We start from the raw sequence: 24,943 nt of genomic DNA on the forward strand, positions 1-24,943 counted from the left end.
CGGAAAGCCTGAGAATGACGACATCCCTCGAACGTCCGACCCCAACGGATGGCCCGCCGCCGCGCGCCGTTGTCGCACCTGATCCCACGGTGCGCATGCTCGCGGTGTTCGCCCTGGCCCTCGGCGGCTTCGGCATCGGCACCACCGAGTTCGTCGCGATGGGATTGCTGCCCGATATCGCAGCGGGTTTCGGCATCAGCGAGCCCACCGCCGGTCATGTCATCTCCGCGTATGCGCTGGGCGTGGTGGCCGGGGCGCCGGTCATCGCCGCGCTGACCGCCCGCTGGCCGCGCAAGGCCCTGCTGCTCACCCTGATGACGGTTTTCACCCTCGGCAACCTGGCCAGCATGCTGGCGCCGTCCTACCCGACCCTGGTGATCGCCCGGTTCGTCGCGGGTCTGCCGCACGGCGCGTTCTTCGGGATCGCCGCGTTGGCCGCCGCCCATCTGATGGGCCCACAGAACCGGGCCAAGGCCGCGGCGTACGTGCTGTGCGGGCTCACCATCGCGACCGTCCTGGGTGTGCCGCTGGCCTCCTGGCTGGGCCAAGCCCTCGGTTGGCGCAGCGCGTTCGGCCTCGTGGTCGGCGTCGGCCTGGTCACGTTGGCGGCTCAGTGGCGGTGGCTGCCCAAGCATCTGCGGTCCATGCACGTCACCAGTCCGCTCACCGAACTCGGTGCGCTGCGCCGGCCTCAGGTGTGGCTGGCGGTGCTGGTGGGCATGATCGGCTTCGGCGGCATGTTCGCGGTGTACACCTACATCAGCACCACGATGACCGACGTGACCGGCCTGCCCCGCGCGATGGTTCCCGTAGCGCTGATGGTGTTCGGCCTCGGCATGGTTGTCGGCAACCTGATCGGTGGCCGGCTGGCCGACACCTCGGTGACCCGCGCGCTGTACCTGTCCCTGGGTTCCCTGGCGGTGCTGCTGGCAGCGTTCTCGCTGGGGTCTCACAGCCCCTGGACCGCGCTGCCGCTGCTGTTCGGGGTCGGTGTGGCCGGCTCCGCCGTCGGTCCGGCGCTGCAGACCCGGTTGATGGACGTCGCCCACGATGCCCAGACGCTGGCCGCCGCGCTCAACCACTCCGCACTCAACATCGGTAACGCCACCGGCGCCTGGGTGGGCGGCCTGGTGATCGCGGCCGGCCTCGGCTACACCGCTCCTGCCGCCGCCGGTGCACTCCTGGCCGTCGGCGGGCTGTTGGTGTTCACCATGTCGGTGGCGTCAGAACGTCAGACCGCCATCCGGTGACGACGGCGGGATGATGTGGACCGCGGCTTCCTCGGCGGAGGCCGCGCCACCGTCGATGCCGACGTCCGTCCCGAGCAACTCCGCCTCGTCGTCCACACCGAAGCCCGCGTCGGGCGCCACCAACCGCCCCGAACGCAGGTCCCCGACCTCGTCGTCGCCGGCTTGCTCGTCGGAATGGTCGGAATCATCGAGCTGCATCGCGGGGTCAGGTTCTTCCTCGGCCAACAGCTCGTCGAGGGTCTCGTGGTCCCGAGGCTCCCGCCAGCGATCCGGCGGCGAGTACCCCTCGTCGAGCAAGTCGTCGACACCCCGATCGATCAGGGTGTCCTCCTGAGTCAACTGGTCGTCGTCATCGACGCTGTACCCGTCAGTACTCATGGTTCAACGATGGCACAGATCCGTCACCGTGACCGCTGATGATTTCTCTGCCCGCCTGAGCCGACGTCTGGCCCGGGCACCGAGATGGGAAGAACCGCCTTGCCGCCGCTCATCTTGCGGCACCCCCAACCTGAGAAATTCCGCAATTTCAGCTGAAAATTCTGGAATTTTCGAACCCTGTCGCCAATTAAACGTAATAGGTGGCAACCGGAAGTAGTGGGACTTCCGGTGCGGCCTGCAACGGAGGGTTGGGAAATGAAGTCATATACCATCGCCACATTAGCCGCAGGCGCGTTGGCCGCCGGCACTTACCTCGGGGGCGTCGCCGCTGCCGCCCCGACCGAGCAATCCGCTGAGCAAACCGTAAAGAGCCTTCAGACCAGCGGATACCATGTGATCGTCAACCGCACGGGTGCCGCGCCACTGGCCAACTGCACCGTGCTCGGGGTACGCCAGGGGCAGACATACGCCACCGACGATTCCAGGGGCGGAAGTTCGATCAATACGACCGTAATTTCAAAGACGGCATATGTTGACGTCGCCTGCTGAGTGAGGAATAAAACAGGCAGTGCAATTGTTTGAGCCACCAAACCGAATCTAGCGGTTTGGCGCAATTGCACGTCCGCAATCGGCCGCACAATTGTGCGGCCGATTGTTGTTGCGGCTGGAGTCGCGGAGCGTTTCTGCCTCGGCGTCACTTGTCGGTCGGTCGGCGTACCGTACCGAACATGAGTTCGATATTGGTATCCGAGAGGGATCTCGAGCGGACGATCGTGGGTGAAGCCCTCGATCACCTCAACGCCGCCTGCAAAGAAATAGACGCGCTGTCGGTGCACGCCCTCACGCGCTCGGAGCTCCACGAGGTTTTGAGCCGGCTCGACGCCGGTGAGAAACGGTTGGCGACTGCGCAACAACGGCTGCTCGGCCGGATGGTGGCCACCGAGACCGCATCACCGCCGCGGTTTGATCCGGCCGCTGTCCTGGCCCGAAGGCTTCGGATCTCGCCTGCCGAAGCGCGACAACGAATCGCGGCGGCTGGGCACGCGTCCGACTGAGGGCATGGCCGCAACGTTCGGCCGGCGGCGCAGCGGGGTACCCCCTCCGCTGTGGCATTCGACATCACGCCCACAGCGGCACAACATGAGCTGGCCCGAAGGGCACACGAGTTCGCCGAGCAGGTCATCCGGCCGGTCGCCGCCGAGTATGACCAGCGCCAGGAGTTCCCCTGGCCGGTGCTCGAAGAGGCGGCGGCCCAGGGCTTCTACAGTCCGCTGTTCTATCGCGACCTGATCGGTGACCCCACGGGCTTGTCTCTGCCGATGTTCATGGAGGAGCTGTTCTGGGGCTGTGCCGGTATCGGCTTGGCCATCGTCATGCCGGCATTGGCGCTGTCGGCGATCGGCCAGGCCGCCTCACCAGAACAGATGCTGCAGTGGGCACCCGAGTGTTTCGGCACCCCGGGCGACCTCAAATTGGCGGCCCTGGCGATCTCCGAACCCGAGGGCGGCAGCGACGTACGGAACCTTCGCACGTATGCCACCCGGAGCGGGCCGGCGCCAGATGCGGACTGGATCATCGACGGCCACAAGATGTGGATCGGCAACGGCGGCATCGCCAATGTGCACGTGGTCAACGCGGTCGTCGACAAAGACCTCGGCCACAAGGGACAAGCCCTGTTCGTGGTGGAGGGCGGCACTCCGGGCCTGGAAATGGTGCGGAAACTCGACAAGCTCGGCTGCCGTGCCTCGCACACCGCCGAGCTCAAGTTCAACGGCGTCCGGGTACCGGCCGGCAATCTGCTCGGCGGCCAGGAGAAGCTTGAGTACAAGCTGGCGCGGGCACGTGAAGCCGTTGAGGGCGAGCAGCATTCGGGCTCTGCCACCCTGGGCACCTTTGAACAGACCCGGCCGATGGTCGCCGCACAGGCACTCGGAATTGCCAGGGCCGCACTGGAATACGCCACCGAGTACGCGAACCGCCGCGTCGCGTTCGGCAGCCCGATCATCGACAACCAGGGCGTGGCGTTTCCGCTCGCCGACCTGGCCACCCAGATCGACGCCGCCCGGCTGCTCACCTGGAGAGCCTCGTGGATGGCCGCCAGCGGCGTTCCGTTCGAGCGTGGCGAGGGTTCGATGTCGAAGCTGGCCGCCAGTGAGGTTGCGGTCAGAACCACCGAGCGGGCCATCCAGACGATGGGCGGCTGGGGTTACATAACCGACCACCCCGTCGAGAAGTGGTACCGGGACGCCAAGCTGTACACGATCTTTGAGGGCACCAGCGAGATCCAGCGGATCGTCATCGCGCACGCGCTCGGCGCCGCTGACGGAAAGCCTCCGCTACACGTGGACCTGGAGCCATCCGGTGGGCCGTTGAACCGGTGGTTCGGTCGCGGCACCCCACTGCGCACCCGTGCGGCCAACACGGCACTGTCCGCCAAGGACCGGGTGCCCGATCCGGTCATGCGACTGGCGATGAAGGTGCTACGACCGCCCCACAAGTGAGCCGGCCAGCTAGATTCGACGTCCATGACCGTCACCGTCGACGTGCTCGACGTCGCCGACCCACCGGACGCCTGGGCGCGAGCCGGGTTCAGTGTTGATCCCGACGCGGTCTGCCGGGTGGGCGGCGTTCGCATCCGGCTGGTCGGAAACGATCGCGGTACCGGCATCGTCGGGTGGTCATTGCGCGGTCTGCCACCGCAGGGATCGTTCGACGACGTCGACGGCGTCCCGACATTGCGGTCAACCACAGACATCGCAGATGCGGGCACACACCCGAATGGCGTCAGCGCAATCGACCACGTCGTGCTGTTGTCCCCCGACCTCGGCCGCACCGTCTCATCGCTGGGTGCCATCGGCGTGGAGCCGCGCCGGGAGCGGGACGCCGAACTCGGTGGCCGGCCGATGCGCCAGGTCTTCTTCCGGCTCGGGGAGGTGATCCTCGAGGTGGTCGGATCGCCCGCGACCGCGTCTGACGGTCCGTCGAAGCTGTGGGGGATCACCTACGTCGTCGACGACGTCGACGCGACCGCCGCCTTCTTCGGCAAGCACACCGCCCCGATCAAGGACGCCGTCCAGCCGGGGCGGCGGATCACCACGGTCCGGAACAGGGACCTCGGAATGTCGGTCCGCACGGCCGTGATCTCGGCGACTCCCCGCCGTTGACGTGTGTCGGGGCGCAGACCAACCGACTCCGTTGCCTATCCTCAGCGCATGACCGACGCCGGACTCCTCAGCGACGACGTCGTCGTGATCCACACCGACGGTGGCTGCCGGCCCAACCCAGGCCCCGGCGGATGGGGCGCGGTGCTGCGCCACCGCGAGCGCGTGCGCGAGATGTATGGCGGCGACCCCGGCACCACGAGCAACAACCGGATGGAGCTGACAGCGCCCATCATGGCGCTCGAGGCACTCACCCGACCGGTGGTGGTGCACCTGCACACCGACAGCACCTACGTGCGCAACGGCATCACCAAGTGGGTGCTCGGCTGGGAACGCAACGGCTGGCTGACCGCCGCCAAACAGCCGGTGAAAAACGTCGATCTGTGGCAGCGGCTGCAGGCCGCGTGCGCCCGGCACCAGGTCGAGTGGTTCTGGGTGAAAGGCCACTCGGGCATCGCCGACAACGAGTTGGCCGACGAACTGGCGACGCGGGGTCTGCTCGAAGCGGTCGCGGCGGGCCACCAAGAGACCGCGGCGGCCGGCGCCGCCAACGGCTGAACGGGCTTCCCGTCGATCTGCGGCCTCATGGTCCCAGCAGCGCCAGCGGGACGACCGCGACACCGTCCGGTCTCCGATAGGAGAACTCGCCGGTTGTCACGACGACGCTGTCGACGAGGCGATCTCCGATCTGGCTACGGAGCCAGTGCAGATGCCGCACGTCACGGTCGGTGACGGTGGCCGCCAATTTGATCTCGATCGCGACGACCCGCCGGTCTTCACTCTCCACGACCAGATCGACCTCGTGTTCGGTGTTCTTCGTTCGCAGGTGCCCGACCTGAGCGTTGGAAGCACCTGCGTAAACGCGAATACTCTGTGCTGCAAGGGATTCGAACAACGCCCCGAGCCACGTCCCGGTCGCCTGAGCGACCCTGACGCCATCGCCTTGGAGCAATCCAGCCTTTCCGACACCCACGAGCCGAGCCGCGATCGCGGGGTCGACGAGATGATGCTTGGGGGTCTGCGTGAGCCGCTTGAGAGGACTGAACGTGGGCACCCAAGCCGGCACCGGATCCAGGACGAAGAGACGCTGCAGATGGTTGCGGTAGCTGTCGACGGTTTGTCGGGCAGGCTTGTCGGATTCGCCGGCCGTCGCGGCGTCGAGCAGGGTCGTGAAGGAGGCATCGGTGCTGGTCGCTGCGGCGTACGCGGAGAGCCATGACATGAGCGTGGCCGGCCTTCGTACGACGTAGCCGTTCTCGGGAAGCTCGCGCTCGACAATCCGCGCCACATAGCTGTCGAGCTGGATCTGACGTGCCCGCTCGGGCAGGTCTCGGATACCGGGAAATCCGGAACGCAGGATCTCATCGGCGTACATCGGCAGCGTGACATCGGATCGTCCGGCGACGTCCGGCTTCTCGCCGGACAGGAGCTCCCGCAACGAAACAATTGGATGGGCGGTGCCACGCTCACTGAGCGCCATCGGCCGCATCTGCAGGCTGACGATGCGACCCGCGCCCGAATGGATTCGGACGCCAGGAGCGACGCCAGCTGATCCGGCAAGCAGGAATCGGCCACCCGACGAATCGTCGTCGACCGCCCGCCGAACGCGGTCCCAGACCGACGGCTCCAGCTGCCACTCGTCGACCAACACTGGATGAGGTGCTCGGACGATGTAATCAGGATCGGCTGTAACCACTTCGTGTTGACGGGGATCGTTGAGCGAGACGACAGTCTCGGCGCGCTGGCTTGCAGTGGCAGTCTTCCCGACAGCTTTGGCGCCTTCGAGGGCGATGGCGGGTAGGTGCGAAAACAGCTCGTCGAGCAGCTCATCTACAATGCGCCGACGGTATCCCACCAGCTCAATCTAACAGATGGACGAGTTTCTATTTAACAAATGGACGAGATCCCATCAGGCAAACGGACGGGTTCCGAGCGCCTACTCCCACACCACCTCATCGGGCGTCTTGTCCGGCCGCAGTCCCCGCCAACTGGGCTGCCGCAACCGGTGATCCGAGGTGCGCTCGCTATAGCGGACCTCCCCCACCAGCTCCGGTCGCACGAACGTGACCCCTTTGGCGTCGAGCTTCGGCAACGGCTTGTCGAAGGGCGAGTCCTCGGTGTGCAACGGGGCCAGCATGCGTTTGAGCTTGGCCAGTTCCTTCTCGGTGAACCCGGTGCCGACGCGGCCGGCGAAGTGCAGGCCGTCGGACCTGGGCACCCCGAGCATCAGCGCCCCGATGCCGCTACTGCGGCCGCCCTCCCCCTGCCGCCAGCCACCGATCACCACTTCCTGGGTGTTCCAGATCTTGTCCTTGATCCAGGACGCCGACCGCCGGCCCGGCTGATACGTCGAGTCCCGTTTCTTGGCGACCACGCCCTCGAACCTGTGCTCACGGGCATGGACCATCGCCTCGGGACCGTCGCCGGTCAACTGTTCGGGGACAATCAGTCCGCCACCGACTGCCAACGCGTCCAACAGCTTTCGCCGATCGGAGTACTTGGCCCGCAGCAAGGAACGGCCGTCGAGCCACAGGATGTCGAATGCCCAGAACTCGACCCGGGTGGAGCGGGCCCGATTCTGCATCTCGCCGAAACTGGGCACCCCATGGTCATCGAGTGCCACCACCTCGCCGTCGAGCACCACGTGATGGTCGGCGAGATCGGCTGCCAGCGCCTCCAATTGCGGATACTCCGCGGTGACATCGCGCCCGCGGCGCGACCGCAATTGCAGGCGGCCATGATCGGCCTCGACCAGTAGCCGGTAGCCGTCCCACTTGCCTTCAAACGCCCATTGCGAGGCCTTGAGTTTCTCGACGGACCCCTCGGTGGCCAGCATCGGCGCGAAATCCTGGGGCTCTGGGGTAGCTGATTTCTGGTCCTTCATCCGGTGCGCCAGCCAGTTCTTGCCCTCGGTCTGGATCAGGGCATAGCGGCCTTCGATCTTCTCGCCGCGCAGCGTGATGATGACCTCGCCGTTGCGGTCCTCGGGGTTGTCGGTAACCCGGAACTTCTCCGTTTCGTATGTGCCCGTGTCCCAGATGACCATGTTGCCTGCGCCGTACTCCCCCTTGGGAATCGCGCCGTGGAAGGTGAGGTACTCGATCGGGTGGTCTTCGGTATGCACGGCAAGGTGATTCACCGCGGTGGTCTCGGGCAGGTTCTTTGGCACCGCCCAGCTGACCAGCACGCCGCCGCGTTCCAGTCGCAGGTCATAGTGCAGCCGCCGGGCATGATGCTCCTGGATCACGAAGCGGTCGTTGTTGCCGGTTGCCGGAATGTCCTGGGGCACCGGTTCGGGAGTCTTGGCGGCGTCGCGCATGGTGCGGTAGGTGGTGAGCTTGTCAGCCACGGGGGCATCATCATCCAGTTCGGACAGCAGGTCGCCGTCATCGGAAACCCGTTGCAGCACTTCATCGAATCGCAAGTGGCGCAGGTCGGGATCGCCGATCTCGTCCCAGGTGCGGGGCACCGCGACGGTCGGGTGCTCGCGCCCCCGCAGCGAATACGGGGCGATCGTGGTCTTGGATCCACTGTTCTGGCTCCAGTCCAGGAATATCTTGCCGGAGCGCACGCTGCGGGTCATGGTGGCGGTGACCAGCGTGGGCATCGACTGCTCGAGCTGTTGGGCCACCCGCTTGGCCAGGACCGAGGCGCCCCGGGAACTGATCGGCTCAGCCAGCGGCACATACAGATGCAGGCCCTTGCTGCCGCTGGTGAGCGGAAACGTCGTCAGACCGATATCCCCCATCAGCTCGCGCACCGCTTGGGCCACCTCGCACAGCTGCGGCATCGTGACGCCCTCACCAGGATCGAGGTCGAACACGATTCGGGTGGCCGGCCCCTGACCGCCGCCGGAATCGAACCGCCATTGCGGCACATGCACTTCGAGCGCCGCTTGCTGCGCGATCCAGGCCAGGCCCTCGCGGGTGTTGATGATCGGGTAAGTCGTGGTGCCCGACTTGTGCGCAATGGTGCCGCGTTCAAGCCAACCCGGCGCCGATGACGCCAACTGCTTCTCGAAGAAAGACGCCTCCGCGACCCCGTTCGGCCAACGCTTTCGGGTCACCGGGCGCCCGGCGATGTGCGGCAGCATCACCTCGGCAATGCTCAGGTAATAGTCGAAAACCTCGGCTTTGGTGGTGCCGGTGGCCGGATAGAGCACTTTGTCCGGATTCGTCAGCCGAACCCGCTCATAGCGCTCCATCACGCCCGCCATGAGGCCAACGTATACCCAACATCCGAGACACAGACTCCGTCGCCATGTCAGCATGGCCCGATGGCACTGAATCCCATGGCCAGTTTGCTCCTCCGCTGGGTCGCGGTCATGTTGATGCCCGCAGCGCTCGTTTTCTGCGGTCCGGCGCCTGCCGCGTCGGCCGATCCCTGCTCGGACGTCGAGGTGGTGTTCGCCCGCGGCACCGGTGAGCCGCCCGGGATCGGCCGGGTGGGCCAGGCTCTGGTCGACCAGCTCGGCCCGCGGATCGCACCGCGCAGCCTCGGCGTGTATGCGGTCAACTATCCGGCCGGGATCAATTTCCTGACGACTGCAGACGGGGCCAACGATGCCGCCGGGCACATCGCCTGGCTGGCCGATCAATGCCCCGGCACCCGGGTGGTGCTCGGTGGTTTCTCGCAAGGCGCGGCTGCGGTTTCCATGCTGGCGGGCGTACCTCCGATCGGTGACCGGATCGGCACCATCGGCTCAGCTCCCCCGCTGCCGCCCAACAGTGCCGACCGGGTCGCCGCCGTCGCGGTGTTCGGCAACCCCGGCAATCGGTTCGGCACGCCGTTGTCGGGGGCCGGGCAATTCGCCGGTCGGGCCATCGACCTGTGCAGCCCCGGTGATCCGATCTGCGTGCAGGGTGGGCGTCTCCGCGCCGCGCACAGCGCCTACGAACTCCCGCCGTATCCCGACCAGGCGGCGGGTTTCATCGCCGGACGGGTCTAGCCAGACGCACCTACCATGGAGCCATGAGCCGGGCCCTGGTTATCGGCGAGGCGCTGATCGACGTCGTCGAGAGTGACGGCGCGGTCATCGGCGAGTACGTGGGCGGCAGCCCGCTCAACGTCGCCGTCGGGCTGAGCCGGCTGGGCCGCGGTGTCGACTTTCTCACCCACATCGCCGAGGACGATCACGGCAAGCGCATCATCAAGTACGTGGAAGATTCTGGGGTGCAACTGGTTTCGGGAAGCACGACGGCCAGCCGAACACCAACCGCTCTGGCTGTCCTGGACGCGGCGGGCTCTGCCAACTACACCTTCGACATCGACTGGCAGCTCACCGGCACCCCCGAGGTGGCCACCCCGCAACTGGTCCACACCGGCTCGATCGCCACAGTTCTGGAGCCGGGATGTCGGGCTACTGCCGCGCTGCTGGACGCCTACCGCATGTCGGCGACCATCAGCTTCGATCCGAATGTGCGGCCGGACGTGATCCAGGACGGCGACATCGCCCGCGGCCGCATCGACCGACTCGTCGAACGCGCCGACATCGTCAAAGCATCCGAAGCCGATCTACGCTGGCTGGCCCCCCGCCACTCCCCCGAACAGATCGCGCGGGCCTGGCTGGAATCCGGTCCGTCCGTGGTCACGGTGACCTCCGGCGAGCAGGGCGCCTTCGCGGTCTGCCGAGCCGGATCGGTGTCGGTTCCGGCGCAGCCGGTGCATGTGGTGGACACCGTCGGCGCCGGTGACGCCTTCATGACGGGCCTGCTCGACGCGTTGTGGTCATTGGGATTGCTGGGTGCCGACCGCCGCCGTGACCTGGCCCGGATAAGTGCCGGGGACCTCGAAGGCGTCTTGAGGTGCGCCGCGTTGACCGCGGCGTTGACGGTGGCCCGGCCGGGCGCCGACCTGCCTGACCGCGCCACGCGAGACGGCGCTCAGAGCTGACCGATCGCGCTCACGATGCGCTCGGCAACCGCGTCAGCCTGTGTCTCGGGCAGCCGGGCGTATCCACACACCAGGCCTCGAGCGCCGGGCGGACCGGCAAAGTAGGTGGACAGCGGCGCTGCGGTGACTCCCTGCTCACCGAGCAGCGCGGTGATCGCGAGGTCGTCGCTCTCATCGGGTAGCCGCACCACCACGTGCAGCCCGGCCTCGACCCCCTCCAGCTGGAGTCCCCTGCGCCGCCGGCCGAGCGCGCCGACGAGTGCGGACCGCCGCGCCGAGTACGTGCGCGCCGCCCTGGCAAGGTGGCGGGTCATCGCACCCGAATCGATGAACCGCGCCAACGCCAGAGTGGTTACCCCACAGATGGATTCACCGCTGCGCTCCAGCGCATCGGCGACGTCATCGCGCAGCCCCGGCGGGGGCAGCAGCCAGGCCACCCGCAGCGCGGGCGTGAGGATCTTGGACACCGTCCCGATGTACGCCACGCAATCGCGGCCGTCGTCGATCCCGCGCAACGCGGGCAGCGCGGAAACGTCATAGCGGAACTCGCCGTCATAGTCGTCCTCGATCAGCAGGGCGCCGGTCTTGACCGCCCACTGGACCAGCCGGGCACGGCGGCCCACCGGCAACCGCGCCCCGAGCGGATATTGATGTGCCGGAGTGCAATACACGGCCGCATCGGAATCACGCAGCGATCCAGGATCCAGCCCGTCGCCGTCGACCACCACCGCACGTGTTCGGGCGCCGGACATTTCGAACGTACGCCGGGCTTCGTCATAACCCGGTTCCTCGAACGCCACATCGCGCCCGTTCAGTCCGGCCGCCGCGGAGAGCGTGCGCAGCGCAGCGGCCACGCCGGGCACGATGATCAGATCGTCCGCGTCGGTGACGATCCCGCGGGTGCGACGCAAATGACTCGCCAGGGCCGCGCGGAGTTCAGCATGGCCCTGTGGTCCAGCGGCGGCGGCAGGCACGGGTGCGGCCGCGGCCGTTCGCCAGGCCCGCCGCCAGTCGGTCGTGGAGATCAGGCTGGGATCAGGGTGGCCGGGCGTGAGATCCCAGACGGGTGGTGACGGTCTCGGAGCCGCCGGCACCGAGGTCGTGAGGCCACTCGAGCTGACGTGGGAGGCCGCGCCTGCGTGGGCTGCGGCATCGGCACCGGCCGCGACCCGGGTGCCCGACCCGGGGCGGGCGGTGGCGTAGCCGGCCGCGGCCAGTTCGTCGTAGGCGTCGACCACCGACGAGCGGGCAACCGCGAGTTCTGCGGCCAGGCTGCGGGTCGACGGCAGCGCGTCGCCGGGACACAGCCCGCCCAGCCTGATCTGCTCGATGACGGCCGCAGCGATGCGTTGGCGCAGCGGCGCCCCGTCAGCGGGCAGCTGCCAGACCAGGTGCAGCTCGGGTGCATGGCGTGCCATGTCGCCACAATAGTGGTCTGCACACTATTGCCAGTTCTGGATCTTCCGACCAGGCCGGTATGTCCGCAGAATACGTCGTGTGAAGCAGATCAGGAGAGAACGCGAGCGCGCCCGCACCGACCGGCCCGACCTGGACGCGGTGCTCGACGCCGCCGCCGTAGGCACCCTGGCGACAGTGTTGGATGGACAACCGTGGGTCGTACCGATGCTCTACGCCCGGGACGGTGACCGGATCATCCTGCACGGGTCGACCGGCGCGGGCGCACTGCGGCATGTCGCAGCCGGAGCGCCGGCCGCGTTCTGTGTGACGCTGCTGGACGGAATCGTGGTGGCGGATACGCTTTTCGACTCCTCAGCCAACTACCGGTCGGCCGTCGTGCGCGGCCACCTGACCGTCATCGATCCGTCTGACGCGGCATACGCACTGGATCTGATGAGCGACGCGCTGATTCCCGGCCGCAGCTCTGAGGTGCGGCCCAGCACCACGAAGGAGCTCTCGGCGACACTCGCGATGGCCCTGCCGATCACCCCCGACGGCTGGACGGTCAAGGTGCGGGTCGGGCCGCCATCCCCGCCCGACGAGGCAGCCGACTCCGGCGGATGGGCCGGCGTAGTGCCGTTACGGACCGTGGCCGGCGATCCGATTCCCGCACCGTGGGTCAGTGCGGACGTCGACACTCCCGAGTCGGTTGGCCGCCTGGTCAAGGGCACCTGACGCGGCGCACCGATCCGGCGGTTCTTCGCACTCGCGGCCAGATCAAGCCATACTGGGCAAATGCGATCCATCTGGAAGGGTTCGATCGCCTTCGGCCTGGTGAACGTACCGGTCAAGGTCTACAGCGCGACCGAGGACCACGACATCAAGTTCCATCAGGTCCACGCCAAGGACAACGGGCGCATCCGCTACAAGCGGGTCTGCGAAGTATGCGGCGAGGTCGTCGAGTTCCGCGACATCAACAAGGCGTTCGAGTCCGACGACGGACAGATGGTGGTGATCACCGACGAGGACATCGCCACCCTGCCGGAGGAACGCAGTCGCGAGATCGAGGTGGTCGAGTTCATCCCGGCCGATCAGCTCGACCCGCTGATGTACGACAAGAGCTATTTTCTGGAGCCCGATTCCAAGTCGTCGAAGTCCTATGTGCTGCTGGCCAAGACCCTCGCCGAGACCGAACGGGTCGCGATCGTGCACTTCTCGCTTCGCAACAAGACGCGGCTGGCCGCGCTGCGGGTCAAGGACTTCAGCAAGCGCAACGTCATGATGATCCACACGCTGCTGTGGCCCGACGAGATCCGCGACCCCGACTTCCCGGTGCTGGACAAGGAAGTCGACATCAAACCGGCCGAGTTGAAGATGGCAGGTCAGGTTGTCGAGTCGATGACCGACGATTTCAAACCGGACCAGTTCCGCGACGACTACCAGGAACAGCTACGCGAGCTGGTTCAAGCTAAACTTGAAGGCGGAGAAGCCTTCTCGGTCGAGGAACAGCCGACCGAGCTCGACGAGACCGAGGATGTGTCGGACTTGCTGGCCAAACTCGAGGCCAGCGTGAAGGCACGTGGCGGTTCGGCGAAAGCGCCTGCCAAGAAAGCGCCTGCCAAGAAGGCGGCGACGAAGAAGGCCTCCGCCAAGAAATAGCTCAGCGGCGACAGTCCAGATCCACGTAGACCGTTGTGTACTGCAGATTCTGTCCGGGGTTGAACGACGTGATGCTTGCCGCACCGACAGGTATCTGCGGTGCGGTGACCGTACGGCCTTGCCGGACGGCACTCACCGTGCAGTCGTCCATCGCCTTGGTGCCCACTTTGCTCAATATCACCCGGTAACCCTGGCTTTCGAGTTCGCTGATGGTCTCACTCGCCGACGCGTCGGTCGGTGCTGCGCCGGCCGGCGCAGCCAACGCAGTCCCGAGCCCACACAATCCGACAGCGGCGGCACACGTGCTTGTCAACTTCGGCTTCACTGGATTCAGCCCATCCCTTCGGTTTCGGTGATGTGGGCTAAACCTAGGACGGCGAATTCCGTTGTCGGACAATCTCATACCGAATGCACACCGGTTAACACACAGTGAATACCGCCGCAACACGGCGTTAACATAAGCCCGCCGGGACCGTGGTCAGGCAGGCACGTCGACGCGCAGAGCCTCGTGCTCGTCGAGGATGCGGCGCAGCGCCGCGTCCATCGGGTGGGCCGATTCGAGGTCATGGCTGCAGCGGCGGTCCACCGCGACCACCACGCCAGGACGCAGCGGCGTGTGCTCGATCTGATCGACGAACGCGTCGAACATCGTGCGCGGGGTGGCCAGGTAATACAGGCCGTGACGAGCATCGGCGAACCGGGCGCCGTACATCAGCCCGCATTGGGTGATGACGAACAACTCCGCGGCCGGGTGCGCGCGGCCGGGGTGGCCCAACTCCTCTTCACCCCATACCGAGGCCGCCAGACGGGCCTGAGCCAACCGGTCCTGCAGGTCATCGGTGCAGGCGAGCAAGCGGTGGATGAGGGTGCCGGCCGTCGACGGGTAACGGTCGACGGCGGGGTGGAAATACTCCGCGAAAGCATCGCCGAAGAAGTCGTATCGCTGCTGGGTCATGGCGACTCCCCACCTTGAGCTGACAACTCGATTGTGCTCCCGCCACCAGGGCTGCGGTGGCGATTTGGGCGACCCACCATGTCGGCGCAGTGATCCACAGACCAACTAGAACGTGTTTCAGAAATGCCCCACGAGCGTCTGCTCACCCTGCTAGCGTGGCGCCGAGCAAGCGAACGGAGTGCACGTGATTCTGGATAGATTCCGACTGGACGACAAGGTTGCGGTTGTCACCGGAGCGGGCCGCGGACTGGGCGCAGCCACCGCCCTGGCATTCGCGGAAGCCGGTGCCGACGTGGTCATCGCGGCCCGCACCCAGGCCCAACTCGACGCGGTCGCCGAGCAGATCGCGGCAGTGGGACGCCAGGCTCACGTCGTCGCCGCCGATCTGGCCCATCCCGAGGCCACCGCGGAACTCGCGGCCGCTGCCGTCGACGCGTTCGGGAAACTAGACATCGTCGTCAACAACGTCGGTGGCACCATGCCCGCACCGCTCCTGAACACGTCCACCAAGGACCTGCGCGACGCGTTCACGTTCAATGTGTCCACCGCGCACGCGCTGACGTGTGCGGCGGTACCGCTGATGCTCGAGCACTCCGGCGGCGGCAGCATCATCAACATCACCTCCACCGTGGGCCGCCTGGCCGGACGCGGGTTCGCCGCCTACGGCACCGCCAAGGCCGCCCTCGCGCATTACACCCGACTATCCGCACTCGACCTGAGCCCGCGCATCCGCGTCAACGCGATCGCGCCGGGCTCGATTCTGACCTCAGCCCTCGACATCGTCGCCTCCAACGAGGCGCTGCGCGACCCGATGGAGAAGGCCACCCCGCTGCGTCGCCTCGGCGACCCCGCCGACATCGCCGCCGCCGCGGTGTACCTGTCCTCCCCCGCGGGCAGCTACCTGACCGGCAAGGTGCTCGAAGTGGACGGCGGCCTCAACATGCCCAATCTCGATCTGCCCATCCCTGACCTCTGAGGAGAACAATGACCATTCGGGTAGCCGCGGTCGGTACCGGAAACGTCGGCAAGCACGCCCTGGCGCAGCTCGTCACCAATCCGGACTACGAACTGACCGGTGTGTGGGTGTCCTCGTCGGCCAAGGCCGGCAAGGACGCCGGAGAGCTTGCCGGCCTTGATGTTTCGACCGGCATCCTGGCAACCACCGACCTTGACGCGATCTTGGCCGCCGAGCCGGACTGCGTGGTCTACACCGCGCTCGCCGACAACCGGCTGCCCGAGGCACTCGAGGATTACCGGCGCATCCTGGCCGCCGGCGTCAACGTGGTGGCCAGCTCGGCGGTGTTCCTGCAGTACCCGTGGCAGGTGCTACCGGCCGAGCTGATCGAGCCGATCGCCACTGCTGCCGAAGAGGGATCTTCGTCACTGTTTGTCAATGGCATCGATCCCGGTTTCGCGAATGACCTTCTGCCGCTTGCCCTTGCCGGCACGTGTCAGCAGATCCAGCAGATCCGCTGCATGGAGATCGTCGACTACGCGACCTACGACAGCGCAGCGGTGATGTTCGACGTCATGGGCTTCGGCAAGCCGATCGACGAGACCCCGATGCTGCTGCAGCCAGGAGTGCTGAGCCTGGCGTGGGGTTCGGTGGTGCGTCAGATGGCCGCCGGGCTCGGTATCGAACTCGATGAGGTCACCGAGGAACACACCCGGGTGCCGGCTCCGGAAGACTTCGAGATTGCGGCCGGGCACATCCCCGCCGGCACGACCGCAGCGCTGCGGTTCGAAGTGCGAGGTATGCGCGACGGCAAGGCCGCGGTGGTGCTTGAGCACGTCACGCGGCTGCGCGACGACCTGTGCCCGGACTGGCCGCAGCCCGCGCAGGAGGGCGGCTCCTACCGGGTGGTGGTGACCGGCGAACCGTCTTACACCCTGGACCTGTGCCTGAGCAGCCCTAACGGCGACCACAACCATGCTGGTCTGGTCGCGACGGCGGCGCGGGTGGTCAATGCCATCCCGGCAGTGGTGGACGCCAAGCCGGGCATCCGGACCACACTCGATCTGCCGTTGATCACCGGCCGTGGTCTGTACGTCGCTGCCGGATAAGTCCTCGGCGGAACGAGCTGCGATGAGGTTTCGCCTCACCCCCTGGAATGATGAGTTTTTCGTCCTCTGACCAGCGCTGACAGTAGCGTTTGGACGTAGACTTACTCCACGATCGGAGTAGGTCATGAGCAACACGGTTCGGTGCCTGGCCGCAGGGCTGGCGGTGGCCTGTTCGGCGATTCTGACGGCCCCGGCCGGCGCGGCCGCGCCGAACTGCACCAACACGTCGCCCAACACCACCCAGTGCCAGACCAATGGCAGCACTGCGATCGTGACCTCCCCGCCGGCGATGAACAACTACGGGCCCTGGTACGGACCGGTCTTCGGGTTCGGAGGCGTCGGCTGGTGACGGTCATGTTCGACCCGCGGCTGACGATCACCACAAGGTTTCGGGTACCCTAACTTTTCTATTCGCACACCCGGATAGAAAGCAGGGGCATTGTTACAGGACACCAAGACGCGCGTGACGCCGAGCTGGCTGCTGCTCGGCCCGGCGTTCGTCGCCGCGATCGCCTATGTCGATCCCGGCAACGTCGCCGCCAACGTGAGCGCAGGAGCCCAGTTCGGCTACCTACTGGTCTGGGTCATCGTGGTGGCCAACGCCATGGCGGGCCTGGTGCAGTATCTATCGGCCAAACTCGGATTGGTCACCGGACGATCGCTGCCCGAGGTCGTTGCCGACCACACCCGCACCCCGACACGGATCGTCTACTGGATACAGGCCGAATTGGTGGCTGTAGCAACGGATCTCGCGGAAGTTGTGGGCGGGGCCATCGCGTTGCACCTGCTGTTCGACCTGCCGCTGCTGGTCGGTGGCGTCATCACCGGCGTGGTGTCGCTGCTGCTGCTGAGCGTGCAGAACCGGCGGGGGCAAGGGGTATTCGAGCGGGTCATCACCGGGCTGCTGATGATCATCGCCATCGGGTTTCTCACCAGTCTGTTCGTCAACACTCCCCCGCCGGCCGAGGTTGCCACGGGTCTTATCCCGCGCTTCCAGGGCGCCGAAAGCCTGCTGCTGGCCACCGCGATGCTCGGGGCCACCGTGATGCCACATGCGGTCTACCTGCATTCCGGTCTGGCCCGCGATCGCCACGGTCATCTCCAACCCGGCGCCGTCCGGCGGCGCCTGCTGCGGATCACCCGCTACGACGTCGGCCTGGCGATGCTGCTGGCCGGCGCGGTGAACTTGGCCATGCTGCTCGTCTCGGCCACCAACCTGCAGGGACGCGACAACACCGACTCCATCGAGGGCGCCCACGCCGCGGTGCGCGACACCTTGGGCCCCACGGTTGCCCTAATGTTCGCCATCGGATTACTGGCCTCCGGCCTGGCATCGACCTCCGTCGGCGCGTATGCGGGCGCGATGATCATGCAGGGATTGCTGCGTCGTTCCTACCCGTTGCTGCTGCGGCGGATGGTCACCCTGATCCCAGCGCTGGTCATCCTGGCCATCGGCGTGGACCCCAGTCGCGCCCTGGTCCTGTCCCAGGTGGTGTTGTCCTTCGGCATACCGCTGGCACTGATACCGCTGGTGCGGTTGACCAGCAAAGCGAACCTGATGGGCGAGGACGTCAACCACCGGTTCACCACCGCACTGGGCTGGGGAGTTGCCGGGTTGATTAGTGTGCTCAACGTGGTATTGATCTACCTGACCGTCACGGGCTGAATGCTGCACCCGTACTTCGCCTACGGCTCGAATCTGTGCGTGGCACAGATGGCCCGGCGCTGTCCCGGGGCGGTCGATCCCCGACCGGCCCGCCTCGACGGCCACAATTGGCTGATCAACCAGCGCGGTGTGGCCACGATTGAACCTCTCGACATGACCGCGGTGCACGGTGTGTTGTGGCATGTCACCGACCACGATCTGGCCGCACTCGACAGCGCCGAGGGAGTCCCGGTGCGCTATCGCCGGGACCGGCTGACCGTGCACACGGACGGCGGCCCCGCGCCGGCCTGGGTCTACATCGACCATCGCGTCGAGCCAGGTCCACCGCGGCCGGGCTATCTCGAACGCATCCTCGCCGGTGCGGTGCACCACGAACTTCCGCACACCTGGGTTGATTTCCTGCGCCGCTGGGCGGTTTAGTCACTGGTCACCGCTGACGCCAATTCGCGGATCACATCGGCGATTTCGTTGCGTCGGCGCCAGGCCCGTCGCTGCCGCATCGCGCCGTTACCCTCGGCGGCGATACGTGCGATCTCACCGTGCACCATCTCGTATTCGCCCAACACCTCCAGCGCGGGCCGTACCGTCTCCAGATATCGGTCCAAGAGTTCGCGCACTGAGACTGTCGACTGGTCTCCCAGCAGGTAGATGCCGTCGCCTTCGAGCCCGTCGCGGGCGGCCTTCCAGTGCGCCGCCCGGACCGCGTAATCCGCCAGGACCGGAACGGATTCACCCTCGGCGCGCAGCTGCAGCGCGGTCATCACCCCGGCCCGGATCAAGGTGGCGAGCAGCACCGTCTCGGCCACCGTCGCGGGTACGTCGGAGACCCGCACCTCCACGGTCGGGAAATTCGCCGACGGACGCACATCCCAATAGATCATGCCGTCGTCCAGGGCGGCCCCGGCCCGTTGCAGCATGTCGATGCTTGCCTCGTAGTCCGCGGCCGAATCGAAGTGCGGTGGCGGACCCGAGCACGGCCAGCGCGACCACAGCACACTGCGGAAGCTGGCGTAGCCGCTGTCGGTGTTGCGATAGATCGCCGAGTTGGCGGTCAGCGCCAACAACACATGCAGCCAGGGCCGCAGCCAGTTGCTGACATAGATGGCATGCGGCCGGCTGGGTACCGCGACGTGGACGTGGCAGCCGCAGATGCCCTGCTCATGGGCGACCATGCCGAAGCGGTGGGCGATCCTGCGGTAACGCGCGGTCGGTGTCACCGGGAATTTGTGCGGCACGGTCGGCGGCAGCCCGACCGCCAACAGCTGTGCCCCGTTGGCCGCGGCAGCCTCCGTGGCGATACGGCGCAACCTGGTCAGTTCGCGCCGTAGCGCACTGCTGGTGCCCATCACATCCGTGGTGGTTTCGACCTGACAGCTGGTCAGCTCCAGTTGCAGGTCTACGCCGTGCTCGGCGGCACACGCCGCGACCTGTTTGTTCCGGGCGATCGGCTCGCCGCTCTGCGGGTCGATGAGCAGGAACTCTTCCTCCACGCCCACCGTCGGATGACTTGTCACGGCTCAGAATTGCCCGCCGCCGACGCCCCCAAACCTGCCGGCGCCATGCCTAAGATCGGGTGATGCCCAACGATTTCCGTTTTGGTGTCAGCCTGCGCGCCACCGGATCCCAATCGCAGATCGCCGACGTGGCACGCCGGGCCGAAGATCTCGGCTTCGACGTCCTCAACGTTCCCGACCATCTCGGTGCACCGGCCCCGTTTCCCACTCTGACAGCGGTGGCCGCGGCCACCAGCACACTGCGCGTCGGGACGTTCGTGCTCAATGCCGCCTTCTACAAGCCGGCACTGCTGGCCCGCGACGCCACCGCCCTGTGGGATCTGTCCGAGGGACGCTTCGACCTCGGCCTGGGCGCCGGCTACGTGCGCGAGGAGTTCGAAGCAGCCGAACTTCCGTTCCCCAGCGCGCGCGAGCGCGTCGACTATCTACGCCACACCACCGAGTACCTGAACGAGCACGCGCCCGACATTCCTATCCTCATCGCGGGCAACGGCGACCGGCTGCTGACGGTGGCCGCTCAGACGGCCGACATCGTCGGCCTCACCGGCGGCGACCACGTCGACGGCGACCCACTGGCCGAGCGGATCTCGTTCCTGCGCAAGGCCGCCGGCGACAGGTTCGGCGACCTGGAACTCAATATCGCCATCACGGCGATGCCCGCCCCCGGCACCGAGATGCCGATTCTGAATGTGCCACGCCATTTCCTGCCGGGGCTCAGCGACGACGAGCTGCTCCGCCACCCCGGTGTGCTGTCCGGATCGGTCAGCGCCATGGCCGACCGAATCCGCGGCCTGCGCGCACAGTACGGGATCACCTACATCATCGTGCAGATCGCCCACGCCGAGGCGTTCGGGAAGGTGATCGCCGAACTCCGGTAAAAGTCCTTCCCATCCGGGCCGTGCCCGGCTCCGAATACCGGGTGTGGAGCACACTCATCCTGGCGAGCGCGCCATTGCGGTGATCGGTAGCGGTGTTGCCGGCCTGACGGCTGCCCATGTCCTATCCGCGCGTGACCGTGTCACCCTGCTGGAAGCCGACAGCCGCTTCGGCGGCCACGCCCATACCCAGCAGGTCATAGCAGACGGCCGCACCATTGCGCTCGACACGGCCTTCTTGGTGCACAACGACCGTACCTATCCGACTCTGTGCCGGCTGTTCGACGAACTGGGGATCCGTACGCAGGAGACCGACATGTCGATGTCGGTACGCGATGAAGGAACCGGCCTGGAATACGCGGGCGCGCGGGGCTTGGGCGGGTTGTTCCCTTCCTTGTCCAACCTGACGCGGGCACGCTACCTGTTCATGCTCGCCGAGATCACTCGATTCCACCGGCTGGCAACCCAATTGCTGCGGCGGCCGGCAACACAAGGCGAGGTGACCTTGGACGCGTTCCTCCACCGGCACGGGTTTTCCCGGTATTTCACCGAGCGATTCATGACTCCGCTGGTCGCCGCGGTGTGGTCCTGCCCGCCGGGTGAAGCGCTGCGCTACCCGGCGCGGTATCTGTTCGTCTTCCTGCAGCACCACGGCATGCTTTCGGTGTTCGGCTCGCCGAGATGGCGCACGGTGGTCGGCGGGTCGGCCAACTACGTCGAGGCCATCGTGTCCGGGCTACCCGAGGCGGTCACCGGCGCGCACGTACGGTCCGTGCGGCGGTGCGCCGAGGGCGTTCTGGTCACCGTCGACGGACACCCTCCCCGGAGGTTCGATGCCGCGGTCATCGCCACCCATCCCAATCAGGCGCTGATGATGCTGGACCACCCGACCGAGGCCGAACGGAGCATCCTCGGGGCCATCCCCTACAGCGTCAACCAGGCGCAGTTGCACACCGACGAGTCGGTACTCCCACGCCTGCCGAGAGCGCGCGCTTCCTGGAATTATCTGATCGACCCGATTGATCACGCCGTCACCGTCACCTATGACATCACCAGGCTGATGAGGCTCGGCGGCACTCGGCGCTATCTGGTGACCCTCGGCGGCGCCCACCGCGTGGACCCGTCGAAGGTCCTGGCCGAGATGGTCTATGACCATCCGGTCTACACCTCCGAATCTGTTGCCGCGCAGCAGCTTCTACCTGCGCTCAGCGATGACCGCGTCGTGTTCGCCGGCGCTTACCACGGCTGGGGCTTCCATGAGGACGGCGCCGCCTCGGGACTGCGGGCCGCCGAGCGCCTGGGTGCCCGATGGGCCGAAGGCACGGTTGCGGAGCCGGCGGCATGCTGAGCCCCGCGCTGTACCGCACTGAAATTACCCATGTCCGGCTCGCACCCGTGCGTCATCGCTTCAGTTACCGCGGCTACAGCTGGTTTGTCGATCTCGACCGGATGCCGCGATTGCCGCGTTGGCTCACACCTTTCGCCCGATTCGAGGCCGAAGACCACTTCGCGGGCAAACCGAAAGACTCGCTGCGCCAACGTGTCGACACGTTTCTGTCGACGCACGATGTGGATCTTCGCGGGGGCAGGGTGACCGCGTTGCTGCAGGCGCGAGTGTTCGGATACGTATTCAACCCGCTGAGCCTGTACTGGTGCCACGATGCCGCAGGCACGCTGCGCTGTGTGATCGCCGAGGTTCACAACACCTATGGCCAGCGGCACGCCTATCTGCTGCCCGCCGGACAACCCGCATGCGTGTCCAAGCGCTTGTACGTCTCGCCCTTCAATGACGTCGACGGGCACTACCGCGTCCGCGCACCACAGCCTGATGAACATCTTGACGTGACCATTTCCCTGCACCGCCAAGGGCATCCGGCGTTTGTCGCCACCCTGCGGGGCGAGCGCATGGTGGCGAACGCGCGGCAGTTGCTCCGCCTGCAATTCGTCGCACCGCTGGCCCCGCTGGCCGGGGCCCTCGCAATCCGGGTCGAGGGAATCAAGTTGTGGCTGCGTCGGGTCCCGCTGGTGCCCCGACCCACCGACGAAGCCGTTGAGTTCGTCACCGAGCACCGAGGAAGGGCACTGTGAGCACCCGGACCGGGACCTATCCCGCCATCGACCCGACCCGCTGGCCCGACGTGGCCCATCCACCGCGCGGACCGGTGGCCGCGATCTCCGGCGCGGTGGCCGACCAACTACTGCGACGGGCCGCCGCGACATTGCCGGTACGGCTGGCGTTTCCCGACGGCACCGTGATCGGGGCGGCTGATCCGACCTTGCCCACCATGGTCATCGAACGGCCGGGGGCCGTGGCTCGGCGGATCGGCTGTCACGGCCTGATCGGGTTCGGCGAATCGTATATGGCCGGTGAGTGGCACTCCACCGACCTCGTCGGGTTGCTCACCGAGTTCGGCAGGTCGATGGGCGACCTGGTTCCCGCTGCGCTGCAACGCTTTCGTACTGTGACGCTGCCCCGATCACCACGGTCAGCCCGCAACAACCCGGCGCAGTCCCGGCGCAACATCGCGGCGCACTACGACCTCTCCAATGAGCTGTTCTCGGAGTTTCTCGACGAGACGATGACGTACTCCAGCGCGCTGTTCCCTGAACTTCCGGGCACGGCAGCCGGCCTGGCCGACGCCCAGCGCCGCAAGATCGACCGACTGCTCGACTCGGCGGGCGTGGGGCCGGGCAGCCGCGTCCTGGAGATCGGCACCGGCTGGGGTGAGCTCTGCATCCGCGCCGCACAGCGTGGGGCGCGCGTCCGCTCGATCACCCTGTCGTCCGAACAACAACGGCTGGCCCGGCAACGGGTGGCGGCGGCCGGCCTGTCAGACCGGGTCGGTATCGACCTGCTCGATTACCGCGACGCCGACGGCTGCTACGACGCGGTCGTGTCGGTCGAGATGATCGAAGCCGTGGGATATCGATTCTGGCCCACCTATTTTCGAACACTCGACCGGCTCGTCACTCCTGGAGGCCGGGTCGCGATCCAGGCCATCACCATGCCGCACGATCGCATGCTGGCCTCACGCGGCACACACACCTGGATCCAGAAGTACATCTTCCCCGGCGGTCTGTTGCCGTCGACCGAGGCGATCATCGGACTGACCGAGCACGGAACCCGGCTGCGCACAGTCGATGTGATGTCGCTGCGGCCGCACTACGCCGAGACCTTGCGGCTGTGGCGAGAACAGTTCGTCTCGCGCAGTGACACGGTGGCAGCGCTCGGTTTCGACGATGTATTCGCCCGCATGTGGGAGCTGTACCTGGCGTACTCCGAAGCCGGGTTCGCCTCCGGCTATCTCGACGTCTACCAGTGGACATTCGCACCGATCGGAGGGCACCGGTGAACGTGCTGATCGTTACCGCGGTGTCGCTGGCCGCACTCGCCGTGGTGCACGGGGTGACGTTCCTCATCGGCCGAAGCCTCGGGCGGTACAACGTCGTCGACGTGGCCTGGGGCATCGGGTTCATCGCGGTCGCCGCCGTCAGCGCAGTTCTCGGTGCCGGCGATCTCTTCCGACGCATCCTACTGTTGGTGCTCATCACCGTCTGGGCGGGCCGGCTGTCCTGGCACATGGTGCTCAAGTCCGCGGGCAAGGGCGAGGATCCTCGCTACGAGGAGCTCTTGGGTGGCGACTATTCGGCCGCTCACGTGCTGCGCAAGGTGTTTGTCATCCAGGGGGCGGCAACCTGGTTCGTCGCACTGCCGGTGCAGCTGTCGTCGACGTTGGGGCCGACTCCGAGCGTGCTGCGACCGGTCCTGATCGCGGGCGTGCTGATCTGGGTGGTCGGGCTGGTGTTCGAGGCGGTCGGAGACCATCAGCTGCGCCGGTTCAAATCCGACCCGGCCCACCGGGGAGTGATCATGGATCGCGGGTTGTGGGCCTGGACCCGCCATCCCAACTATTTCGGCGACAGCTGCGTCTGGTGGGGGCTGTGGTTGGTGACCATCTGCGGCTGGCTGTCACTCGCGACGGTGCTGTCCCCGGTCTTGATGACGTACTTCCTGGTGTACGCGACCGGCGCCCGATTGGCCGAGAAGCATATGGCGGGCCGACCGGGGTTCGAGGAATACCGTTCGCGCACTGCGTTTTTCATACCGATGCCACCGAGATCTGGATAAAC

General features: G+C 66.6%; 26 protein-coding genes and 1 pseudogene. 20 read left to right on the forward strand and 7 right to left on the reverse strand.

The window, feature by feature from the left end:
- The first annotated feature begins 14 nt into the window (after nucleotides 1–14).
- Nucleotides 15–1,250 carry an MFS transporter gene (locus BKG60_RS16880; RefSeq protein WP_070944840.1) on the forward strand — a complete coding sequence of 412 codons (1,236 nt, stop codon included), beginning with the start codon at nucleotides 15–17 and terminating at the stop codon, nucleotides 1,248–1,250.
- On the opposite strand, the gene BKG60_RS16885 is transcribed toward BKG60_RS16880, so the two are convergent.
- Nucleotides 1,224–1,628 carry a DUF5709 domain-containing protein gene (locus BKG60_RS16885; RefSeq protein ID WP_070944839.1) on the reverse strand — a complete coding sequence of 135 codons (405 nt, stop codon included), beginning with the start codon at nucleotides 1,626–1,628 and terminating at the stop codon, nucleotides 1,224–1,226. The genes BKG60_RS16880 and BKG60_RS16885 overlap by 27 nt on opposite strands.
- A 255-nt stretch (nucleotides 1,629–1,883) precedes the next feature.
- Here BKG60_RS16885 and BKG60_RS16890 point away from each other — a divergent pair, with 255 nt between their 5' ends.
- The 5 genes from BKG60_RS16890 to rnhA all read left to right on the forward strand — a co-directional run bounded on the left by BKG60_RS16890 (nucleotide 1,884) and on the right by rnhA (nucleotide 5,347).
- Nucleotides 1,884–2,177, forward strand: a complete 294-nt coding sequence (locus BKG60_RS16890) for a hypothetical protein (RefSeq protein ID WP_070944838.1) — start codon at nucleotides 1,884–1,886, stop codon at nucleotides 2,175–2,177.
- Nucleotides 2,178–2,356: 179 nt separating this feature from the next.
- Nucleotides 2,357–2,683 (forward strand): hypothetical protein, encoded by a 327-nt coding sequence (locus BKG60_RS16895; RefSeq protein ID WP_070944837.1) that lies wholly within the window; start codon nucleotides 2,357–2,359, stop codon nucleotides 2,681–2,683.
- A gap of 51 nt (nucleotides 2,684–2,734) precedes the next feature.
- Entirely contained in the window at nucleotides 2,735–4,129 is a 1,395-nt protein-coding gene (locus tag BKG60_RS16900; RefSeq protein ID WP_070944836.1) for an acyl-CoA dehydrogenase family protein, read from the forward strand.
- Between the two features lie 24 nt (nucleotides 4,130–4,153).
- Nucleotides 4,154–4,792: a VOC family protein gene (locus BKG60_RS16905; protein ID WP_070944835.1), complete on the forward strand. Its 639-nt coding sequence runs from the start codon at nucleotides 4,154–4,156 to the stop codon at nucleotides 4,790–4,792.
- A 48-nt stretch (nucleotides 4,793–4,840) separates the two neighbouring features.
- Nucleotides 4,841–5,347: a ribonuclease HI gene (rnhA, locus tag BKG60_RS16910; protein WP_070944834.1), complete on the forward strand. Its 507-nt coding sequence runs from the start codon at nucleotides 4,841–4,843 to the stop codon at nucleotides 5,345–5,347.
- A 25-nt stretch (nucleotides 5,348–5,372) separates the two neighbouring features.
- Here rnhA and BKG60_RS16915 read toward each other — a convergent pair whose 3' ends face one another.
- Together BKG60_RS16915 and BKG60_RS16920 are read right to left on the reverse strand one after the other, a co-directional pair.
- A complete protein-coding gene (locus BKG60_RS16915) occupies nucleotides 5,373–6,644 on the reverse strand; it encodes an ATP-binding protein (RefSeq protein ID WP_070944833.1) in 1,272 nt (423 codons plus the stop codon).
- Between the two features lie 81 nt (nucleotides 6,645–6,725).
- Nucleotides 6,726–8,993, reverse strand: coding sequence for an ATP-dependent DNA ligase (locus BKG60_RS16920; RefSeq protein WP_120764952.1), 2,268 nt, complete (start codon nucleotides 8,991–8,993; stop codon nucleotides 6,726–6,728).
- Between the two features lie 126 nt (nucleotides 8,994–9,119).
- Between BKG60_RS16920 and BKG60_RS16925 the strand changes: the two genes are divergently transcribed.
- Both BKG60_RS16925 and BKG60_RS16930 read left to right on the forward strand, forming a co-directional pair.
- On the forward strand, nucleotides 9,120–9,737 hold the full coding sequence (locus BKG60_RS16925; RefSeq protein WP_083339249.1) for a cutinase family protein: 618 nt from the start codon (nucleotides 9,120–9,122) through the stop codon (nucleotides 9,735–9,737).
- 23 nt (nucleotides 9,738–9,760) lie between these two features.
- Nucleotides 9,761–10,681 (forward strand): carbohydrate kinase family protein, encoded by a 921-nt coding sequence (locus BKG60_RS16930; protein ID WP_070944832.1) that lies wholly within the window; start codon nucleotides 9,761–9,763, stop codon nucleotides 10,679–10,681.
- Here the strand turns inward: BKG60_RS16930 and pdxR are convergent.
- Nucleotides 10,672–12,099: a MocR-like pyridoxine biosynthesis transcription factor PdxR gene (pdxR, locus tag BKG60_RS16935; RefSeq protein WP_070944831.1), complete on the reverse strand. Its 1,428-nt coding sequence runs from the start codon at nucleotides 12,097–12,099 to the stop codon at nucleotides 10,672–10,674. The genes BKG60_RS16930 and pdxR overlap by 10 nt on opposite strands.
- A 79-nt stretch (nucleotides 12,100–12,178) precedes the next feature.
- Between pdxR and BKG60_RS16940 the strand changes: the two genes are divergently transcribed.
- Together BKG60_RS16940 and ku are read left to right on the forward strand one after the other, a co-directional pair.
- Nucleotides 12,179–12,814 (forward strand): pyridoxamine 5'-phosphate oxidase family protein, encoded by a 636-nt coding sequence (locus BKG60_RS16940; RefSeq protein WP_070944830.1) that lies wholly within the window; start codon nucleotides 12,179–12,181, stop codon nucleotides 12,812–12,814.
- 60 nt (nucleotides 12,815–12,874) lie between these two features.
- Nucleotides 12,875–13,738 (forward strand): non-homologous end joining protein Ku, encoded by an 864-nt coding sequence (ku, locus tag BKG60_RS16945; protein ID WP_070944829.1) that lies wholly within the window; start codon nucleotides 12,875–12,877, stop codon nucleotides 13,736–13,738.
- A 1-nt stretch (nucleotide 13,739) separates the two neighbouring features.
- Here the strand turns inward: ku and BKG60_RS16950 are convergent, their stop codons facing one another.
- Nucleotides 13,740–14,063 (reverse strand): hypothetical protein, encoded by a 324-nt coding sequence (locus tag BKG60_RS16950; RefSeq protein ID WP_239252145.1) that lies wholly within the window; start codon nucleotides 14,061–14,063, stop codon nucleotides 13,740–13,742.
- Nucleotides 14,064–14,216: 153 nt separating this feature from the next.
- Nucleotides 14,217–14,693, reverse strand: coding sequence for a glucose-6-phosphate dehydrogenase (locus BKG60_RS16955; protein WP_070944828.1), 477 nt, complete (start codon nucleotides 14,691–14,693; stop codon nucleotides 14,217–14,219).
- Nucleotides 14,694–14,877: 184 nt separating this feature from the next.
- Here BKG60_RS16955 and BKG60_RS16960 point away from each other — a divergent pair, with 184 nt between their 5' ends.
- The 5 genes and pseudogenes from BKG60_RS16960 to BKG60_RS16980 all read left to right on the forward strand — a co-directional run.
- Nucleotides 14,878–15,669 carry an SDR family oxidoreductase gene (locus BKG60_RS16960; protein WP_070944894.1) on the forward strand — a complete coding sequence of 264 codons (792 nt, stop codon included), beginning with the start codon at nucleotides 14,878–14,880 and terminating at the stop codon, nucleotides 15,667–15,669.
- Nucleotides 15,670–15,677: 8 nt separating this feature from the next.
- Nucleotides 15,678–16,757: an NAD(P)H-dependent amine dehydrogenase family protein gene (locus BKG60_RS16965; protein ID WP_070189201.1), complete on the forward strand. Its 1,080-nt coding sequence runs from the start codon at nucleotides 15,678–15,680 to the stop codon at nucleotides 16,755–16,757.
- Nucleotides 16,758–16,881: 124 nt separating this feature from the next.
- Nucleotides 16,882–17,106: a hypothetical protein gene (locus tag BKG60_RS16970; protein WP_070189202.1), complete on the forward strand. Its 225-nt coding sequence runs from the start codon at nucleotides 16,882–16,884 to the stop codon at nucleotides 17,104–17,106.
- A 90-nt stretch (nucleotides 17,107–17,196) separates the two neighbouring features.
- Nucleotides 17,197–18,423, forward strand: a complete 1,227-nt coding sequence (locus BKG60_RS16975) for an Nramp family divalent metal transporter (RefSeq protein ID WP_070944827.1) — start codon at nucleotides 17,197–17,199, stop codon at nucleotides 18,421–18,423.
- Nucleotides 18,424–18,834 (forward strand): annotated as a pseudogene (locus tag BKG60_RS16980) (gamma-glutamylcyclotransferase family protein); the annotation flags it as partial.
- 5 nt (nucleotides 18,835–18,839) lie between these two features.
- Here the strand turns inward: BKG60_RS16980 and BKG60_RS16985 are convergent.
- Nucleotides 18,840–19,937, reverse strand: a complete 1,098-nt coding sequence (locus BKG60_RS16985) for a glutamate--cysteine ligase (protein ID WP_070944825.1) — start codon at nucleotides 19,935–19,937, stop codon at nucleotides 18,840–18,842.
- Between the two features lie 62 nt (nucleotides 19,938–19,999).
- On the opposite strand from BKG60_RS16985, the gene BKG60_RS16990 reads away from it, so the two are divergent.
- Genes BKG60_RS16990 through BKG60_RS17010 form a run of 5 tightly spaced genes read left to right on the forward strand, consistent with a single transcriptional unit; the run spans nucleotide 20,000 to nucleotide 24,941 of the window.
- The gene (locus BKG60_RS16990; RefSeq protein WP_070944824.1) at nucleotides 20,000–20,815 is read left to right on the forward strand and encodes an LLM class F420-dependent oxidoreductase; all 816 of its coding nucleotides are present in this window, start codon (nucleotides 20,000–20,002) and stop codon (nucleotides 20,813–20,815) included.
- Between the two features lie 43 nt (nucleotides 20,816–20,858).
- Entirely contained in the window at nucleotides 20,859–22,160 is a 1,302-nt protein-coding gene (locus tag BKG60_RS16995; RefSeq protein WP_070944823.1) for an NAD(P)/FAD-dependent oxidoreductase, read from the forward strand.
- Entirely contained in the window at nucleotides 22,154–22,900 is a 747-nt protein-coding gene (locus BKG60_RS17000) for a DUF1365 domain-containing protein (RefSeq protein WP_070944822.1), read from the forward strand. Before BKG60_RS16995 ends, BKG60_RS17000 begins: the two co-directional genes overlap by 7 nt.
- The gene (locus BKG60_RS17005) at nucleotides 22,897–24,165 is read left to right on the forward strand and encodes a class I SAM-dependent methyltransferase (RefSeq protein ID WP_070944821.1); all 1,269 of its coding nucleotides are present in this window, start codon (nucleotides 22,897–22,899) and stop codon (nucleotides 24,163–24,165) included. The genes BKG60_RS17000 and BKG60_RS17005 overlap by 4 nt, the downstream gene beginning before the upstream one ends.
- 8 nt (nucleotides 24,166–24,173) lie before the next feature.
- Complete coding sequence (locus tag BKG60_RS17010; RefSeq protein ID WP_075909799.1) at nucleotides 24,174–24,941, forward strand: DUF1295 domain-containing protein; 768 nt, start codon at nucleotides 24,174–24,176, stop codon at nucleotides 24,939–24,941.
- Nucleotides 24,942–24,943 lie beyond the last annotated feature (2 nt).

The sequence above is a fragment of the Mycobacterium syngnathidarum genome (assembly GCF_001942625.1).
GTDB classification, from domain to species: Bacteria; Actinomycetota; Actinomycetes; order Mycobacteriales; family Mycobacteriaceae; genus Mycobacterium; species Mycobacterium syngnathidarum.

Coding starts and splice junctions, on each gene's coding strand:
- BKG60_RS16880 (WP_070944840.1), top strand. CDS start 15: ATGACGACATCCCTCGAACGTCCGACCCCAACGGATGGCCCGCCGCCG.
- BKG60_RS16885 (WP_070944839.1), bottom strand. CDS start 1,628: ATGAGTACTGACGGGTACAGCGTCGATGACGACGACCAGTTGACTCAG.
- BKG60_RS16890 (WP_070944838.1), top strand. CDS start 1,884: ATGAAGTCATATACCATCGCCACATTAGCCGCAGGCGCGTTGGCCGCC.
- BKG60_RS16895 (WP_070944837.1), top strand. CDS start 2,357: ATGAGTTCGATATTGGTATCCGAGAGGGATCTCGAGCGGACGATCGTG.
- BKG60_RS16905 (WP_070944835.1), top strand. CDS start 4,154: ATGACCGTCACCGTCGACGTGCTCGACGTCGCCGACCCACCGGACGCC.
- rnhA (WP_070944834.1), top strand. CDS start 4,841: ATGACCGACGCCGGACTCCTCAGCGACGACGTCGTCGTGATCCACACC.
- BKG60_RS16920 (WP_120764952.1), bottom strand. CDS start 8,993: ATGGAGCGCTATGAGCGGGTTCGGCTGACGAATCCGGACAAAGTGCTC.
- BKG60_RS16925 (WP_083339249.1), top strand. CDS start 9,120: ATGCCCGCAGCGCTCGTTTTCTGCGGTCCGGCGCCTGCCGCGTCGGCC.
- BKG60_RS16930 (WP_070944832.1), top strand. CDS start 9,761: ATGAGCCGGGCCCTGGTTATCGGCGAGGCGCTGATCGACGTCGTCGAG.
- pdxR (WP_070944831.1), bottom strand. CDS start 12,099: ATGGCACGCCATGCACCCGAGCTGCACCTGGTCTGGCAGCTGCCCGCT.
- ku (WP_070944829.1), top strand. CDS start 12,875: ATGCGATCCATCTGGAAGGGTTCGATCGCCTTCGGCCTGGTGAACGTA.
- BKG60_RS16955 (WP_070944828.1), bottom strand. CDS start 14,693: ATGACCCAGCAGCGATACGACTTCTTCGGCGATGCTTTCGCGGAGTAT.
- BKG60_RS16965 (WP_070189201.1), top strand. CDS start 15,678: ATGACCATTCGGGTAGCCGCGGTCGGTACCGGAAACGTCGGCAAGCAC.
- BKG60_RS16970 (WP_070189202.1), top strand. CDS start 16,882: ATGAGCAACACGGTTCGGTGCCTGGCCGCAGGGCTGGCGGTGGCCTGT.
- BKG60_RS16990 (WP_070944824.1), top strand. CDS start 20,000: ATGCCCAACGATTTCCGTTTTGGTGTCAGCCTGCGCGCCACCGGATCC.
- BKG60_RS17000 (WP_070944822.1), top strand. CDS start 22,154: ATGCTGAGCCCCGCGCTGTACCGCACTGAAATTACCCATGTCCGGCTC.